General features: G+C 36.1%; 17 protein-coding genes and 1 riboswitch. Of the genes, 1 reads left to right on the top strand and 16 read right to left on the bottom strand.

The window, feature by feature from the left end; translation table 11 throughout:
• Positions 1-62 precede the first annotated feature (62 nt).
• From JO950_RS01240 to JO950_RS01185, 12 genes are all read right to left on the bottom strand, one after another.
• Positions 63-494, bottom strand: a complete 432-nt coding sequence (locus JO950_RS01240) for a hypothetical protein (RefSeq protein ID WP_229999670.1) — start codon at positions 492-494, stop codon at positions 63-65.
• Positions 495-513: 19 nt separating this feature from the next.
• Complete coding sequence (locus JO950_RS01235; protein WP_202700689.1) at positions 514-1,518, bottom strand: homocysteine S-methyltransferase family protein; 1,005 nt, start codon at positions 1,516-1,518, stop codon at positions 514-516.
• A 242-nt stretch (positions 1,519-1,760) separates the two neighbouring features.
• Positions 1,761-1,875: riboswitch (SAM riboswitch) on the bottom strand.
• 144 nt (positions 1,876-2,019) lie between these two features.
• Entirely contained in the window at positions 2,020-2,313 is a 294-nt protein-coding gene (locus tag JO950_RS01230; protein WP_202700688.1) for a type II toxin-antitoxin system RelE/ParE family toxin, read from the bottom strand.
• On the bottom strand, positions 2,304-2,531 hold the full coding sequence (locus tag JO950_RS01225; RefSeq protein ID WP_202700687.1) for a hypothetical protein: 228 nt from the start codon (positions 2,529-2,531) through the stop codon (positions 2,304-2,306). Before JO950_RS01225 ends, JO950_RS01230 begins: the two co-directional genes overlap by 10 nt.
• A gap of 117 nt (positions 2,532-2,648) precedes the next feature.
• Entirely contained in the window at positions 2,649-3,701 is a 1,053-nt protein-coding gene (locus JO950_RS01220; protein WP_202700686.1) for an NAD(P)/FAD-dependent oxidoreductase, read from the bottom strand.
• Positions 3,702-3,889: 188 nt separating this feature from the next.
• Positions 3,890-4,471 (bottom strand): bifunctional precorrin-2 dehydrogenase/sirohydrochlorin ferrochelatase, encoded by a 582-nt coding sequence (locus tag JO950_RS01215; RefSeq protein WP_202700685.1) that lies wholly within the window; start codon positions 4,469-4,471, stop codon positions 3,890-3,892.
• Positions 4,472-4,601: 130 nt separating this feature from the next.
• Positions 4,602-5,375, bottom strand: coding sequence for a uroporphyrinogen-III C-methyltransferase (gene cobA / locus JO950_RS01210; RefSeq protein ID WP_202700684.1), 774 nt, complete (start codon positions 5,373-5,375; stop codon positions 4,602-4,604).
• A complete protein-coding gene (locus tag JO950_RS01205) occupies positions 5,368-7,458 on the bottom strand; it encodes a HEPN domain-containing protein (RefSeq protein ID WP_202700683.1) in 2,091 nt (696 codons plus the stop codon). Before JO950_RS01205 ends, cobA begins: the two co-directional genes overlap by 8 nt.
• Before the next feature lie 85 nt (positions 7,459-7,543).
• Entirely contained in the window at positions 7,544-8,788 is a 1,245-nt protein-coding gene (locus tag JO950_RS01200; protein ID WP_202700682.1) for a sulfate adenylyltransferase subunit 1, read from the bottom strand.
• Positions 8,789-8,925: 137 nt separating this feature from the next.
• Positions 8,926-9,843 (bottom strand): sulfate adenylyltransferase subunit CysD, encoded by a 918-nt coding sequence (gene cysD, locus JO950_RS01195; protein WP_202700681.1) that lies wholly within the window; start codon positions 9,841-9,843, stop codon positions 8,926-8,928.
• 328 nt (positions 9,844-10,171) lie between these two features.
• The gene (locus tag JO950_RS01190; RefSeq protein WP_070905880.1) at positions 10,172-10,882 is read right to left on the bottom strand and encodes a phosphoadenylyl-sulfate reductase; all 711 of its coding nucleotides are present in this window, start codon (positions 10,880-10,882) and stop codon (positions 10,172-10,174) included.
• Between the two features lie 27 nt (positions 10,883-10,909).
• Positions 10,910-11,812: a sulfite exporter TauE/SafE family protein gene (locus JO950_RS01185; protein ID WP_202700680.1), complete on the bottom strand. Its 903-nt coding sequence runs from the start codon at positions 11,810-11,812 to the stop codon at positions 10,910-10,912.
• A 310-nt stretch (positions 11,813-12,122) separates the two neighbouring features.
• Between JO950_RS01185 and JO950_RS01180 the strand changes: the two genes are divergently transcribed.
• The gene (locus JO950_RS01180) at positions 12,123-12,905 is read left to right on the top strand and encodes a sulfite exporter TauE/SafE family protein (protein WP_202700679.1); all 783 of its coding nucleotides are present in this window, start codon (positions 12,123-12,125) and stop codon (positions 12,903-12,905) included.
• A 106-nt stretch (positions 12,906-13,011) separates the two neighbouring features.
• On the opposite strand, the gene JO950_RS01175 is transcribed toward JO950_RS01180, so the two are convergent.
• The 4 genes from JO950_RS01175 to JO950_RS01160 all read right to left on the bottom strand — a co-directional run bounded on the left by JO950_RS01175 (position 13,012) and on the right by JO950_RS01160 (position 16,116).
• Positions 13,012-13,422 (bottom strand): Rrf2 family transcriptional regulator, encoded by a 411-nt coding sequence (locus JO950_RS01175; protein WP_008466594.1) that lies wholly within the window; start codon positions 13,420-13,422, stop codon positions 13,012-13,014.
• A 207-nt stretch (positions 13,423-13,629) separates the two neighbouring features.
• The gene (locus tag JO950_RS01170; RefSeq protein WP_202700678.1) at positions 13,630-14,157 is read right to left on the bottom strand and encodes an alpha/beta hydrolase; all 528 of its coding nucleotides are present in this window, start codon (positions 14,155-14,157) and stop codon (positions 13,630-13,632) included.
• A gap of 67 nt (positions 14,158-14,224) precedes the next feature.
• Positions 14,225-15,397, bottom strand: coding sequence for a PLP-dependent aspartate aminotransferase family protein (locus JO950_RS01165; protein WP_202700677.1), 1,173 nt, complete (start codon positions 15,395-15,397; stop codon positions 14,225-14,227).
• Between the two features lie 290 nt (positions 15,398-15,687).
• A complete protein-coding gene (locus JO950_RS01160; RefSeq protein WP_202700676.1) occupies positions 15,688-16,116 on the bottom strand; it encodes an OsmC family protein in 429 nt (142 codons plus the stop codon).
• Positions 16,117-16,236 lie beyond the last annotated feature (120 nt).

Here is a 16,236-nt window from a genome sequence, read left to right as displayed (position 1 = left end):
TATAAGGTTTTTAAAAACTTGTAGGTATATTCGTTACCGATATGTTGTTCCTAACGGAACATTTATTTCCATTTTGATTTTTCTATGTATTTGCAGGTTACACCTGCATCATATATATAATATTTAGTTTTTACAAAGCCCGCTTTAACAAGCGAAAGTGAATCCGGTAACAATTCTCCATCCAGAATAAGCTCATTCTCTTCCGGATTATTCGGATTATATTTTATCTTATAAAACTTGCCCGATAAATCTTTATCATAGTCTTCACTTCTTAATGAACATTCTGATATAATCTTTTTGTTCACATAAAAATAGTATTTCAAACCACGTGTTTTATTGTGGTATTCTATTCTGGTCGATAATCCGATCGTTTCTTCTGTAAGCCGCTTTTTAAATTTCTCATTCTCAATATTGGAGTTTCTTATAGAAAAGAATAATACCCCAATTATCGTCAAGGGAACAATTATTTTTCCCCATTCGCTTAGATCCGCCAATGTTGTTTTTTCAACCATCTTATCCCAAAACCGGCGCTACTCTCGGTTTATAGTCCTTCGCCACCTCAGCAATTAATCGAATATGATCTGGAGTAGTTCCGCAACAGCCTCCAATAATATTGATTAAGTTATCGTCTAAGTATTCTTTGATTAAGGCTTGTGTCTGTTCCGGAGTTTCATCATATTGCCCGAAAGCGTTTGGCAGACCTGCATTTGGATGAGCCGAAACATTAAACTGTGTATGCTGTGATAAGGTTTTCAAGTATGGTTTTAGCAAATCGGCCCCTAAAGCACAATTGAACCCTACACTCAATAACGGAATATGTGATACTGAAATCAGGAATGCTTCAACCGTCTGTCCTGAAAGTGTTCTTCCCGAAGCATCGGTGATGGTTCCTGAAACCATGACTGGAATATCCAGATTGCGTTCTTCTTTTACTTCTTCGATGGCAAAAAGTGCCGCTTTGGCATTTAGCGTATCAAAGATGGTTTCTACCAAAAGTAAATCACATCCACCGTCCATTAAGGCTTCTGCCTGTTGTTTGTAGGCAATTCGCAAATCATCAAACGTTACAGCTCTGTACCCCGGGTCGTTTACGTCCGGTGACATACTTGCCGTACGGTTTGTTGGTCCGATAGAACCCGCTACGAAACGTGGTTTGTCCGGATTTTTAGCAGTGAATTCATCCGCTACTTCACGGGCAATTTTCGCCGATTCGTAGTTCAGTTCATAAACCAAATCTTCCAGGAAATAGTCGGCCATACCGATCGTAGTTCCTGAAAAAGTATTGGTTTCTACGATGTCTGCACCAGCTTCAAAATAAGCGGCATGGACATCGCGGATTGCTTGTGGTTGTGTTATGGATAGTAAATCGTTGTTTCCTTTTAACGGATGCGGAAAATCTTTGAAACGCTCTCCTCTAAAATCTTCTTCCGAGAAATTATAGCGCTGCAACATCGTTCCCATTGCTCCGTCAAGGATTAGGATATTTTTTTTTATTGCTTCCTGAATTGTTATTGACATATCTTTATTCTTTTAGCCACTAAGACACTGAGGTTCTACGATGCTAAGTTTTTTTATTAATTCTATTTTCACTTTAAATCCAACAGTTTAAATAAAGCTGTCAGATCTAAAAAGTTCGCAACAAAAAGCAGGAAAGATTAAGCACAAAAAAATGCGTTAATGATTCGCTCATGATACTGAATTCAGTAAAATAATATTGTAAGATTGTCAGGAAAAGTTTGAGAAATACGTGTAATGTATTTGTGTTATCTATCTTGAATACAAAGATGTTGTATTAAGTAGAATGTAGCACCTTCTTTATGATAAAGGGTTGCTAAGGTTTCATTGGGTCTTTCCCTCCGCCTTTCGTGATAACTTTCAATAATTTTAAGAACAGTGCAAAGTAAAGACATAGTCTCAACAATTGCAAGTGTTTTTTAAAGTTTCTGAGATGCTAAGGTTCTTTTTAAGGTACTTAGAAACTAAGGCTCTAAGATACTGAGTTTCTAAGTTTAAGTTTGCTTAGTAATTGCGCTTCTGCTTTGTTCCTCTAAAATTGATAATTTCAACAGTATTAGCTTCCTTATTTACGCGGTAAACTAAATAATTATTTTTGTCTACAATTGCTTTATGTAGTGAACTGTATTTTTCAGATTTTGGAAATTGTTCCGGATTCAGACTGATTTGATTTAGTACTTGCTGAATTTTATTTTCTAAATTTGAGATTTCTTTTGCCGTCCATTTCGCTTCAAGATAATCGACAACTTTATTAAAGCCTTTTACAGCTTGGGAAGTCCAAATAAATTTTAATGCCATTTCGAAAACCTTTTCATGACATCTTCATGGCTTATAAATTCACCTTTCTCGGCTTGGTCTAATCCAATTTGAATTTCATTTTTCTCCAATTCTGATAATTCATCAAACCAATCATCTTGATTTGCTTTCAAAACCAATTCTAGTTTCTCTAAAACACTCTCATCTTCCACCTTAAACAATTTCTGAATAAATTGATATTTTCTAGCCTCTAAATCCATGATACTCAAAATTTATAATTACAAAGATACAAATAAAAAAAGCCCAAACTAAAAGTTCGAGCTTTCTCTATATAAAATCTTAGAACCTTAGCACCTCAGTACCTCAGCCCCTTAGAATTAAACTATCGCCTTAACAACTGCTTTTGGAGCTTCTTTACGAGTTCCGTCGAAACCATCTACACCTGAAACTGTAGTGTATTTTAAAACGTATTTTTTACCCGGATTGATGATTTGATAAGCGGCCTGACACATTAAAGTAGCTTCATGGAATCCACAAAGAATCAGTTTTAATTTTCCTGGGTAAGTATTTACGTCTCCAATAGCGAAGATTCCCGGAATATTAGTTTGGTAATCTAATGCATTATTTACTTTAATGGCATTTTTCTCGATTTCTAATCCCCAGTCTCCGATTGGTCCTAATTTAGGTGTTAATCCGAAAAGCGGAATAAAATAGTCTGTTTCGATTTTACGGTGTGCTCCGTTTTCTTCGATATCTAATGATTCAACGTGCTCAGCACCATTGATTCCGATCACTTCTGCCGGCGTGATTAATTTAATTTTTCCGGCTGTCTTCAATTCCTGTACTTTTTCTACAGAATCTAAAGCTCCTCTAAATTCATTTCTACGGTGAATTAAAGTAACTTCTGAAGCTACATTCGCTAAAAAGATACTCCAGTCCAAGGCTGAATCTCCTCCTCCGGCGATTACAACTTTTTTGTCTCTGAATTTCTCCGGATTTTTGATGAAATATTTTACTCCTTTATCCTCGTAAAACTCGATATCTTCAATAAGTGGTTTACGTGGCTCAAAACTTCCCAAACCTCCTGCAATAGCAATAACCGGTGCGTGAAATTTAGTTCCCTTATTTGAAGTTACAATAAAACTTCCGTCTTCTTGTTTCTCAATCGTTTCTGCACGCTCTCCTAACGTAAAACCAGGCTCAAATTGTTTGATTTGCTCCATCAGTCCGTCGATTAAATCTCCTGCCAATACTTCAGGGAATCCAGGAATATCATAAATAGGTTTTTTTGGATACAATTCTGAAAGTTGTCCTCCCGCCTGTGGTAAAGCATCTAAAATATGACATTTTAATTTTAATAATCCTGCCTCGAAAACGGCAAATAATCCTGTTGGGCCTGCTCCAATTATAAGTATATCTGTTTTAATCATTATGTTGTTGTTTATAATCATTCTTAATAATGCAAAGGAACGAATAATTTATTCTAATTTCAATGATTTTTGTCATTGATTTCCTTGCGGAATTTTTTACTCTTTATTTTTTATTGAAGCGGTTATTTCGTTTATCCATTGGGTTAAAACCCGACGTTACCATACGAACCGTTCTTTCGGAACTATTACTATTCCTTATTTTTCAATGAAGCTGTGATCTCGTTCATTCTTTTCACTTTCTCTTCAAAATTACCTTTTAATGTCTTTCGATATTCATTAAGGTTTTCGACCATTTTATTGATATCCTCTGGAATTACCTCTTCAAAAAACTCCCGAAGTCTTTTGGCTGTTGTTGGCGATTTTCCGTTGGTCGAAATGGCAATTTTCACATTGCCTTTGGTTACGATTCCACCTAAATAATAATCACATAAATCCGGTGTATCTGCAATATTGCAAATCAAATAACGCTTTCGGGATAATTCGTATACCCTTTTATTGACTTTTAAATCATCGGTACAGGCAATTACCATGTGGCGTTTTTTGAGCATTTTCTTTTTGAACTTCGATTTTGTCAATGTAATCGAAGGATGTTTCTCAGCCAAAACCTTTATTTCTAAATGAAAATTTGGCGCTACCACCTCAACATTTGCATTGGGACTCGACTTTAATAAAAAAGAGAGCTTTTCCAATCCTACATTTCCTCCGCCAACAATCAGAACATTTAGATTATGAAGCTTCAGGAATACAGGATATAATTCGTTTTGTTCCATTTTAATTCAATTTCATCCAATCAAAATTAGATGATTTTTTGCTTTCATCAGGCTAAAAACCCAATTTTATACCCAAGACATTTTACCGACTGAAAATCAAGATTATGTGAGGAATCATTTTTACGGCACTTTATCTCATCATTTCTTTGGACAGAAATTCTTCGAAAAATCCTTTTAGTTTATTGCTTTCGCGAACAACTTCTCCAAGTACAATAATTGCCGGCGAACTCAGTTTCTTCTCTTCTACAATTTCCAGAATCGAATTTACCGTTCCTACACCCACTTTTTCATCGGGCATTGTTCCATTTTGAATGATCGCAACGGGCAAATTTCCTTTGTTTTCTTTTTGAAACAAATCAATAATCTGAGGCAGCTTGTGCATCCCCATCAAAATTACGACTGTTGCAGAGGACTGTGCAGCTAAAGCAACGTCTGAAGATAATTTCCTGTCAGAAGTTGTACCTGTTATGGCCCAAAAACTTTCGGAAACCCCTCTTTTGGTGATTGATATGCCTTGGCTTGCCGGAACTGCCACTACCGAAGATATTCCGGGAACCACGAACGTCTCGATTCCAAAACTTTCGATGAATTCAATTTCTTCACTTCCACGTCCAAAAATAAACGGATCACCACCTTTTAAACGGACTACATTTCCGTAGGTCAAAGCATTATCCACAATCAATTGATTGATCTGATCCTGCGTGTAAGCATGATTGCCTATTTTTTTTCCAACAAAAATCCGAATCGCATTTTTAGGAGCGTGGGCTAATATCTCTTCATTGGCCAATGCATCATACAAAACCACATTCGCTCCAGCAAGTGCTTTTACCGCTTTCAGCGTAAGCAAATCCGGATCACCGGGACCCGCACCAACTAAAGTTACTTTTGGTTTGATATTAAGCATTTTCTAATTGTTGAGCTCTATATTTTTCTATCGTATCAAAAAATGCAATTCCTTCCTGAATGTATTGTTTTGCAAATGCTTCTGAAGGTTGTATTGCATTGATTTGATACACTAATTCTCTGAATGATGTTGCCAGTTCAATTTTACCGGTTGCAATGAAAACGGTATCAAACAAATCAACGATTCCTGCATGATTGTTTGTTTTTTCGTTTTCAGAAAGCAATAAAGCTTTTGCACCGTTTACAAATCCGGCGTAAGCATGGTAAATAGCATCTGACCATTTATTTTCGTCGAAAGATTCCTGTGCGAATGTTAATTTGTCTTTGGCTTCTAACAATAAGGTCGCCACCAAATCAATTACCACTCCGGCACATTCTCCAACTCCAACTGCTTTTACATAATTGTCTGCATTACCCCAATCTACGAAATCAGCTTCTGTTAAATTGGTTACATCAGCGTAAGGTTTTAAGATTTCATAGAAATATTTCTCGCCTTTTGTATCATAATAATCCAGAAACTTTTGTCCGCTTCCATTGGTATCAAAATCATTTAAGATCGTACGCAACGCATCCGGACCTCTACGACTAGGTACTTTAATTACTTTATCGGCAAAACGACCGGCTCCGTTTCCTAATCTTCCTCCGCCTAACAAAACCTGTAAAGCCGGAGCTACCAATTTTCCGGAATTGATTGACATTCCCTGGAAACCAATTGCCGACATATTATGCTGCCCACAAGCATTCATACAACCACTGATTTTGATTTCAATTTCACGATTGTTTAAATATTGAGGATATTCAGCACTTAATACTTTTTCTAATTCTTCTGCAATTCCGGTACTACTTGCAATCCCCAAATTGCAAGTATCTGTACCCGGACATGCTGTAATATCTGCCGTTGAATTATATCCTAAATGAACAAAGTTCAGCTTAGCCAATTCCTGATAGAAGAAAGGTAAATTCGCTTCTTTCACATGACGTATTACAATATTCTGACGCAATGAAAAACGAAGTTCATTTGCGGCGTAATTTTTAATTAAATCGGCTAATAATCGGGCTTTATCGGTGTAAAAATCTCCTAATAAAACTTTGATTCCAATAGCATAATAACCTTCCTGCTTTTGAGCAATTACATTTGATTTTTTCCAGGCTTCGTATGCTGCCTGATCTTCAATGGCAACTTGTGGCACTTCTAATAACGGTTCCGGAATTGATCCGTCAAAAGCTGTGGTGTCAATTTCGTACGTTTCAAAAGCGATTGCTTTTTTCTCTTTTTCAACCAGATCAAGGAAAACATCTCTTCCCATTTCTTTGATCAGGAATTTCATACGGGCTTTCATTCTTTTAGCACGTTCACCGTATCGATCAAAAATACGAACGATTCCTTCTGCTGTTGGAATGATCTGATTTGCCGGAACGAATTCGGAAAGTAATTCGGCATGAGCAGGCTGAGAACCTAAACCTCCACCAAACATGATTTTGAAACCACGCTCACCATTTACAATTTTTGGAATAAATCCTAAATCATGTAAATAACTCAAAGCGGTATCTTCATCAGAGGACGAGAACGAAATTTTAAATTTACGTCCCATTTCCTGACAGATAGGGTTTCTTAAAAGATATTGAAATAGAGCATGTGCATAAGGCGAAACGTCAAACGGTTCGTTTACATCCACACCTGCCAATTCGCTTCCTGTAATATTTCGAACAGTGTTACCACAAGCTTCACGCAAAGTAACATCGTCTTTGGCCAGATTTGCCCAAAGTTCCGGAGTTCTGTCCAGACTTACATAGTGAATCTGAATGTCCTGACGTGTTGTAATGTGGAGACGCCCTGTAGAATATTCATCAGAAACTTTTGTAATACGGATCAATTGTTCGCTGGTTACTTTACCATAAGGCAATTTAATACGAATCATTTGAACACCTTCCTGACGTTGTCCATAGATTCCACGTGCTAAACGAAGACTACGAAAACGCTCATCATCAATTTTTCCTCCACGGAACAAATGAATCTTTTTTTCTAAATCGATAATCTCTTTCTGAACTACCGGATTTTCTATTTCTGTTCTAAAACTTTCCATTTCTCTTAGTTTGTAGTTTATTGTTGGTTGTTTATAGTTAGGTTGTTGACAGCAGAACTATCAACTAAAAACCACAAACTCTCAACTATCTGATGAATCCTACTCCTGCTGTTGTATTCGTTGCGGTATCAATTAAGATGAATGCACCGTTTGATTTATTGTCATTATAGGCATCAAAATATAAAGGCTTGCTTAATTTAATGCTTACTTCTCCTATCTCGTTAATTGCTAACTGTGATGCCGGTGTTGTTCCTGAATAATCTGTTGCAATTGTATTTTTAATACTTTCTACTTTTGCTAAAACCGAATTGGTATTGTGCTGAACGATATATTTTGTACCCGGAACCAGTTTTTTACTGTCCATCCAGCATACTGTTGTGTGTATTTCTTTTTCAATTTTTGGAAGCTCTGATGATTTTACAATCATATCACCTCTTGTCACATTGATATCATTTTCTAATTCGATGGTGATCGAAGAACCTGCAACGGCTTCATCAAATTGTTTGTCGAAAAAGTGAATTTTTGAAACTTTTGATTCTGTCAATGAAGGAAGTACTGTTACAGCATCTCCTACTTTTATTGAGTTTCCGTATAATTTACCGGCATAACCTCTAAAGTCGTGGTATTCTTCAGTCTTTGGACGAATAACGGTTTGAACCGGAAAACGTGCTTTCCCTGGCTCGTAAACATCATGAGAATGTAATCCTTCTAAATGCTCCAACACCGTTTGTCCATCGTACCACTTCATGTTTTCTGATTTGTCCACAACATTTCCTCCGTTGATGGCACTTAACGGAATGTAACTTACGTTTTGCTCCTTGAAAGTACTTTTGGCATTTAGAGCTTGGAAATCGGCTTTGATTTTATTGAAAACGTCTTCTGAATAATCCACTAAATCCATTTTATTGATCGCCACAATCACCTCTTTTACTCTCAATAAATTATTGATAAAAAAGTGACGGTACGTTTGTTCGATTACGCCTTTTCTCGCATCAATTAAGATAATGGAAACCTGAGAAGTTGAAGCTCCCGTTACCATATTTCTGGTATATTCTACGTGACCCGGAGTATCGGCAATAATGTAACTTTTCTTTGCAGTCGAGAAATAAATATGTGCCACATCAATTGTGATTCCTTGTTCTCTCTCCGCCACTAATCCGTCAGTTGCCAGTGAAAAATCAAGATAATCGTATCCTTTTTGCTTGCTGCTTTTCTCGATCGCTTCGATTTTATCTGTCGTCAATGATTTGGTATCGTACAGTAATCTTCCGATCAAAGTACTTTTCCCGTCATCTACACTTCCTGCTGTTGCTATTTTTAAAACGTCCATTCTATGTTATTTTGTTTCAGGTTTAAAAATTTAGTTTCAGGTTTCAAGTTGATTTCCTTTGAACTAAAGTTTCAAGCTGTATGTTTTTTTTTTGTTTTCTTGATTCTACTTTTTAATTATCAATTGTCAATTATCAATTAAAAATACCCTTGTTGTTTTCTCTTTTCCATTGCGGCCTCAGAACGTTTGTCGTCAATTCTGGCTCCTCTTTCAGAAATCGTAGAGCTTCTGATTTCTCCTACTACTTCTTCGATAGTTGCTGCATAAGATTCAACAGCTGCTGTACAGCTCATATCTCCAACGGTTCTAAAACGAACAATTCTTTCTTCGATTTGTTCGTCTTCTTCCTGGTACACAAAAGGAGAATGTGACCAGATCAAACCGTCTCTCAAAAAAACTTTTCTTTTATGTGAGAAATAAATAGATGGAATTTCGATATGTTCTTTCTCGATATAACTCCATACATCTAATTCTGTCCAATTTGAAATTGGGAAAACACGAACGTTTTGACCATTCTCTATTTTTCCGTTCAAAATGTCAAATAATTCCGGACGCTGATTTTTTTCATCCCATTGACCGAAATCGTCACGAACTGAAAAAATACGCTCTTTCGCTCTTGCCTTCTCTTCATCACGACGCGCTCCTCCGATACAGGCATCAAACTTAAATTCTTCAATTGCATCTAAAAGTGTGGTCGTCTGTAAACTGTTTCTACTGGAATATTTACCGGTTTCTTCTACCACTTTTCCTTCGTCGATAGCATCCTGAACATTACGTACGATTAATTCTAACCCTAACTCTTCTACCAATTTGTCTCTGAAAGCAATAGTTTCCGGAAAATTATGTCCGGTATCTACATGCAAAAGAGGAAACGGGATTTTGGCAGGGAAGAATGCTTTTTGTGCCAAACGCACTAAGGTTATCGAATCTTTTCCTCCAGAAAAAAGTAAAACCGGTTTATCAAACTGTGAAATTACTTCTCTGAAAATATATATTGCTTCGCTCTCTAAAGCGTTTGTTTTTAATACTGAACTCATTTTGTTTTTTTGTTTCAAGTTTAAAGTTTCAGGTTGTTGTTTATCGTGAGTTTCCTAAAACTTTCTACTATTATTCTTTACTTTCTTTACTCTCCATCGGGTTAAACTCCGACGATATATTCTAAATCTTCTTCTTCCATTCCCATCGGATTAAAATCCGACGCTACAATATGGGTCGTTCCTTCCTCTTCATCGGGTTGAAACCCGACGCTATAATACTGGGACGTTCCTTCGTCTTCATCGGGTTGAAACCCGACGCTACAATATGAGTCGTTCCTTCGGAACTCAAAAATCTATATTCTTTATTCTTTAATCTATTCTCTTGCCTCTAGCTTCTTTCTTCTACTTACTCTTTTTTAGCGCTATGCAATCCACATTCTTTATGACTGGATTCCCACCACCATCTTCCGGCTCTGATATCTTCACCCGGAAAAATTGCTCTCGTACAGGGTGCGCATCCGATGCTTACAAAACCTTGTTTGTGCAAAGCATTTTGAGGAACATTGTTTTCGGACAAATAAGTTTCAACCTCTTCTAATGTCCATTTCAGCAAGGGATTGAACTTTATAATTTCAAAACCCCCGTCGTATTCAAACAATTGTAAATCGTTTCTATTCTCGGATTGCTCTGCTCTTAAACCTGTAATCCAAACCGAATTTCCTGCTAAAGCTTTTCGTAACGGAACTACTTTTCGAATAAAACAGCATTCTTTTCTGTTCTCAACCGAATCATAAAAACTATTCGGCCCCTTTGACTGAAGTAAACTCTCTATGGCTGCTGCTTCCGGGAAATAAACCTCAATTGGCTTTTTGTATTTTTTTAATGTTTTATGAAAAACATCATAGGTTTCCTGAAATAATCTTCCGGTATCTAGTGTAAAAATGGCTATATCCTGATTGCTTTTGGCTATGAAATCAGTAATAACCTGATCTTCCTGTCCAAAAGATGTCGAAAAAATTACTTTTCCCGGATATTCATTTGCTAAGAAAGCCAATGTTTCGTCAAGTGAAAAATCTTTCGTTTTATCTAATAATGATTGTATAATCGTCGCACTCATATTCTCTTTCTTTCCTTCTAAAAAATGTTACAATAATTTAGATAATGTTTTTAAACTCAATAGTATAATTAAAACTCCAACTGCAATCATCATTGGTTTTCTTTTGATTTTATTTAAAAGATAAGCTCCCAATGGCGCTGCAATTACACCTCCTAAAATCAAACCTATAATAACCTGCCAACCGTGGATTCCACCAAAAAGCATAAAGGTTATACCGCTTGCGAATGAAATTGCAAATTCAGCTGCATTTACAGAACCTATAGTGTATCTCGGGTTTCTGCCTCTTCCTAATAATGTTGAAGTCACAATCGGCCCCCAGCCTCCGCCTCCAACAGAATCCATAAAACCTCCAAAGATGGCCAGAAATCCTAATTTTTTAGTTTTCTTTTTGATGATCTTTTTAACTAAAGCTTTTCGAATAATTATAATAGCCAAAACAATCATATAAACTGCAATAAAAGGCTTTATAATATCTCCGTTAATAACATCCGATAGTAAATAAGCTCCCATTATTGAACCTAAAACCCCTGGAATTAATAAATGTTTGACCAATTTTTTATTGATATTTCCAAATCGGTGGTGAGAAAGTGCCGATGCTCCCGTGGTAAACATTTCAGAAACGTGAACCGCTGTACTGCTAATAACCGGCGGAACTCCGTATGCTAATAAAAATGATGTAGAAGTTGCTCCATATCCCATTCCTAAAGTCCCATCCACCAACTGTGCAAAAACTCCAATGGCAAAAAATACTAAAAATTCCTGATTAAAACCGTCAACAAATGCATTCCATGAAAATTCCGAATGGTGATTGTAGATCAAAGTCGTCAACAAACCTATCAGTAAAACTGCCGGTACCAAAACCCACAATCTTTCTTTAATTGTGACATCAGCCTTAATTGCTGCGGTATTTATTTTAAGTTCCTTTTCCATTCCTTTGACTTGTTTTAGCTTTAAAACCTATTACCCTATCGGGTTAGTAGATTGAATGGCAAAATTACTACTTATTTCTAAATATCAAAACAATATTTGATTTTTTTACATCCTCCATATTTTAATAGTTACGAAAAGGAATCTATATCAATTTCCATCAATCGTCAAACGGCTAAAAAAAACATACGGAACTGTATTACAGAACTATAAGAGCGAAAATTTCTTCATTTTTAAAATATCACTTTTAAAGTCTACCACATCCATAGGATAATTATAAAAATGTTGTTATTTTTACGACAAATATTTATCCATGGATTTCCAAATAGGTCTTATAATTGCAGGTTTAGCAGTAGGTTTTATAGTGGGGTTAACAGGTGTTGGAGGCGGTTCTTTGATGACTCCAATTTTGTTGTGGTTTGGTATACCACCAACAACAGCGGTTGGTACCGATTTACTTTATGCTGCTTTTACTAAAGCCGGAGGAGTCTTCGTTCACAACAAAAAAGGCAACATCAACTGGAAAATCACGGGCTGGCTGACTCTCGGAAGTGTTCCTGCCGCTTTGATTACTTTATGGATTCTGAACAGTATCAAAACCGACATTGAAACTATAAATCATGTTATCAAATACAGTTTAGGCTGGGCATTGTTATTTACTTCAGTTGCTATTATCTTTAAAAAGAAACTTTTAGAATTCTCTCAAAAACATGCCGGAGATAAATTTCACAGCGAAAGTACTACTCAAAACACACTAACTATTGCTATAGGTGTTCTATTAGGCGCTACTGTAACTCTAACTTCAATTGGTGCGGGAGCTTTAGGAACTGTCACTTTATTTTTTCTTTATCCCTTACTGCCAACCCCTCGTTTAGTCGGGACTGAAATTGCGCATGCCGTTCCCTTGACACTAGTTGCCGGAATCGGACACGCTTCAATGGGAAATTTAGATCTTGTCTTACTAGGACAATTATTGATGGGCTCGCTTCCGGGAATTTATATGGGAAGTATGCTGAGTGGAAAAGTTCCGGATCAATTCCTTAGAAATGCGATTGCTGTAATGCTTTTTATGGCAGGATATAAATTAATTTTCTAAACGTATTATATTCTTTAAAATACAATCTGAATCTAAAAAGAAAAGACCATTTCATTAAAATATTGAAATGGTCTTTTTTATAGGAAATCGCAAAATAGAGATCTTATTAAAATGCAATATCTGCTAACGAGTTACTCTCCAGTATCTTAAGTGTATTATCTCTCACTTCGGTCATTAATCGGCGTGCAGCGCAGGTAGATTCATCATCGCAGTCGTCACATCTTTCATAAAAATTATGACTGGCACAAGGCAACAACGCAATTGGCCCTTCCAGAATACGATAGACTTTAGCCATACTGATATCTTTAGGATCCTTTATCAGATAATAACCTCCGCCTTTTCCTTTTTTAGCCCCAAGAAATCCTGAGTTCCTAAGCAACAGCAAAATACTTTCCAAAAACTTAATCGAAATATGTTCACTTTTCGCAATTTCAGCAATTTGTACTGGCTCATTGTTTTCACGTCTGGCCAGGTAGGTTAAAGCTTTGATTCCGTATTTTGTTTTCTTTGAAAGCACGTTTTATCTATTTTAATTGCTGATTGCCTATTTTAGACTTCTAACCTAAAACAACAATCGTCTTGTTTTTCTGCCACAAAAATAAACTTTTTAAATGAGAATAGTAATAGAACGAAAATTTAAATTCTACTAAATTAGTATAGTTTAAATAAAACCCAATAAAAAATGGCCTTTAACTGTTTTTTTTTCCAGTTAAGGGCCATCATCTTAATAAAATTTCAAAATATCATTGCAAACCAAGAACGCATTATTTTCCGTTCTGTATAGCTGATGATTCTCTTTTTTAATCATTTTATGGACCACATTCAATTCAAAAAACCATTGTGAATCCGGTCTGTTTGAATCTTCTTCTCCAAAATATAATTTTATACTACAATTTGGGGCTTCAGTTTCGTATCTCAATCTTGTTGAAGAAACAGCAAATAGACAAACAATCTTCAATCCTTGTAAAGAAGCTTTCCAGGCGATTGTTCCTCCAATGCTAAATCCTAAAACCGCTACTTTACCATTTTCTAATTTCAATAAAGCTTCAATTGCCCTATCTATTCCCCCACTAAGAAGCTGATTATGAACATCGCTTTCCACAAGGTTATCAGCATTAATACCAGCTAGTTCAAGCACATCGTAATACTGAATTTCAAATTCAGATTTTAATAAATCGACATAGATTTTTAACCACTCGGGATCTTTGCCTCCAAATAAATCTGATAAAATGATTAGTCTTTGTTTAGCCATATATAAAAGATACGATTTTAGATATCCGTTTTCAAAAATCTAATATCTAAAATCTGCAATCTAAAATTTAACTAAGCGCCTGCTTCAAATCGGCAATTACATCTTCAACCGTTTCTAAACCTACAGAAACACGCACAAGACCTTGTGTAATTCCGACTGCCAATTGATCTTCTTCAGACAGCTTGCTGTGTGTTGTTGAAGCAGGATGCGTTACGATCGATCTCGTATCGCCAATATTTGCCGATAGGGAACACAGTTTTATTTTATCTAAAAATTTTCTTCCTGCTTCAATTCCGCCTTTAATTTCAAAAGCGATAATATTTCCTCCCAATTTCATTTGCTTTTTGGCAATTTCATATTGTGGATGCGATTTCAGAAACGGATATTTTATACTATTCACATTTGGATGCGCCTCTAAAAACTCTGCTACTTTTAAAGCATTTTCACAGTGTTTTTCAACGCGAACGGCCAATGTCTCTAAACTTTTTGACAAAACCCACGCATTAAACGGAGACAAAGCCGGTCCCGTATTTCTGGAGAACAAGTAAATCTGCCTGATTAAATCTTCGCTTCCAACCGTAACTCCTCCTAAAACTCTTCCCTGACCATCAATCAATTTGGTTGCCGAATGCACTACCAAATGCGCTCCAAACTTTATAGGCTGTTGAAGGTAAGGCGTAGCAAAACAGTTATCGATAATTAAAATCAGGTTGTGCTTTTTAGCAAGGTCCCCCAATAATTGTAAATCAATCACATCAACACCCGGATTTGTAGGCGACTCAGCGTATAAAATTTTTGTATTCGGTTTAATGAAGCTTTCGATTGTTTCCGGCTTCGTTATATCAAAATAAGAGGTTTCGATGTTCCATTTTGGAAAATACGTCATAAACAAAGCATGTGTAGAACCAAAAACACTGCTCGCAGACACAATATGATCACCTGAATTCAATAAGGCCGCAAAAGTAGAATATACCGCTGCCATTCCGGTGGCAAAAGCATAGCCCGCCTCTGCACCTTCCATTTTACAAATTTTGTCCACAAACTCTGTGGTATTCGGATTGCTGAAACGGCTGTAAATGTTTCTTTCTTTTTCTTCTGTAAAAGAAGCTCGCATGTCTTCTGCATCTTCAAATACAAAACTTGATGATAAGTATAATGGCACCGAATGCTCTAAATACTGACTTCTTTCTAATTGTGTTCTAATGGCCTGTGTTTCAAAACCAAATTCTTCTGTGTTCATTTTTTTTGTTTTTCTTGTTTCAAGTTTCAAGTTTTCAGCATTATTTAAAACAAAAACTTAAAATTTAAACGGTATAACGTTATTAATTAATCTTCATTTTGAAAGTTATCTAATTCTCAAATTGGCTAAAACACGAATTACACTGATTAGCACAAATTCGCTTTCTTTTATAAAATTTCACAAAGATTCACAAAGCAAAACACAGCGTTTCGCCATAAGTTCAATGTGAATTTTGATTATATAAAAATGGTCCAAAAATTATCAAATTATCAAATTGACTAATTATCCAATTACTTTAATTCTTCGTCGTTCAATACAACTTTATATTTTATGGTAGCTGTAGGCTCAATTGTTTTAGAAACGGAGCAATATTTCTCAAAAGAAAGCTGGGCTGCGCGTTGTGCTTTTTCAGGGTTAATATCTCCCTCTAAATAAAAAACCACATTGATTTCTTTAAAAGGCTTTGCTTCACCAACTTGTACACGCTCTCCTTCTACCTCAGCGTTAAAGGAAGTGATTTCCTGACGTTGTTTTTTTAGGATCGAAATCATATCAATAGCACTGCATCCCGCAACCCCCATCAATACTAATTCCATTGGGCTTGGACCTAAATCACTTCCGCCAAATTCGGCTCTGCTGTCAACATCCACTATATGACCACGTTCGTTTTTAAGTTTAAAATGAAACGCGTCATTTACTCTGTTCAAAGTTACTTTCATTGTGTTGTTATTTTTTTTTTATTTTTTATTCTTTATAATCTTGTCATTTCGACTTAAGAAGACTCGAGCGATAGCGAACAGACGAAGTAAATCACATTAGATTGTCGACAAAGATTAGAA

Origin of the sequence: Flavobacterium sp. UGB4466, assembly GCF_903469665.1 — a bacterium.
GTDB classification, from domain to species: Bacteria; Bacteroidota; Bacteroidia; order Flavobacteriales; family Flavobacteriaceae; genus Flavobacterium; species Flavobacterium lipolyticum.
Note: the sequence above shows the minus strand (reverse complement) of the source record. Positions and strands in the feature narration are given on the sequence as shown.

Excerpts from the sequence above, each read along its gene's own strand:
- cobA (WP_202700684.1), bottom strand. The coding sequence starts at position 5,375 with ATGCTTAATATCAAACCAAAAGTAACTTTAGTTGGTGCGGGTCCCGGT.
- JO950_RS01230 (WP_202700688.1), bottom strand. The coding sequence starts at position 2,313 with ATGGCATTAAAATTTATTTGGACTTCCCAAGCTGTAAAAGGCTTTAAT.
- JO950_RS01165 (WP_202700677.1), bottom strand. The coding sequence starts at position 15,397 with ATGAACACAGAAGAATTTGGTTTTGAAACACAGGCCATTAGAACACAA.
- JO950_RS01215 (WP_202700685.1), bottom strand. The coding sequence starts at position 4,471 with ATGGAACAAAACGAATTATATCCTGTATTCCTGAAGCTTCATAATCTA.
- JO950_RS01225 (WP_202700687.1), bottom strand. The coding sequence starts at position 2,531 with ATGGATTTAGAGGCTAGAAAATATCAATTTATTCAGAAATTGTTTAAG.
- JO950_RS01190 (WP_070905880.1), bottom strand. The coding sequence starts at position 10,882 with ATGAGTGCGACGATTATACAATCATTATTAGATAAAACGAAAGATTTT.
- JO950_RS01180 (WP_202700679.1), top strand. The coding sequence starts at position 12,123 with ATGGATTTCCAAATAGGTCTTATAATTGCAGGTTTAGCAGTAGGTTTT.
- JO950_RS01160 (WP_202700676.1), bottom strand. The coding sequence starts at position 16,116 with ATGAAAGTAACTTTGAACAGAGTAAATGACGCGTTTCATTTTAAACTT.
- JO950_RS01205 (WP_202700683.1), bottom strand. The coding sequence starts at position 7,458 with ATGGAAAGTTTTAGAACAGAAATAGAAAATCCGGTAGTTCAGAAAGAG.
- JO950_RS01185 (WP_202700680.1), bottom strand. The coding sequence starts at position 11,812 with ATGGAAAAGGAACTTAAAATAAATACCGCAGCAATTAAGGCTGATGTC.
- JO950_RS01170 (WP_202700678.1), bottom strand. The coding sequence starts at position 14,157 with ATGGCTAAACAAAGACTAATCATTTTATCAGATTTATTTGGAGGCAAA.
- JO950_RS01220 (WP_202700686.1), bottom strand. The coding sequence starts at position 3,701 with ATGATTAAAACAGATATACTTATAATTGGAGCAGGCCCAACAGGATTA.
- JO950_RS01200 (WP_202700682.1), bottom strand. The coding sequence starts at position 8,788 with ATGGACGTTTTAAAAATAGCAACAGCAGGAAGTGTAGATGACGGGAAA.
- JO950_RS01235 (WP_202700689.1), bottom strand. The coding sequence starts at position 1,518 with ATGTCAATAACAATTCAGGAAGCAATAAAAAAAAATATCCTAATCCTT.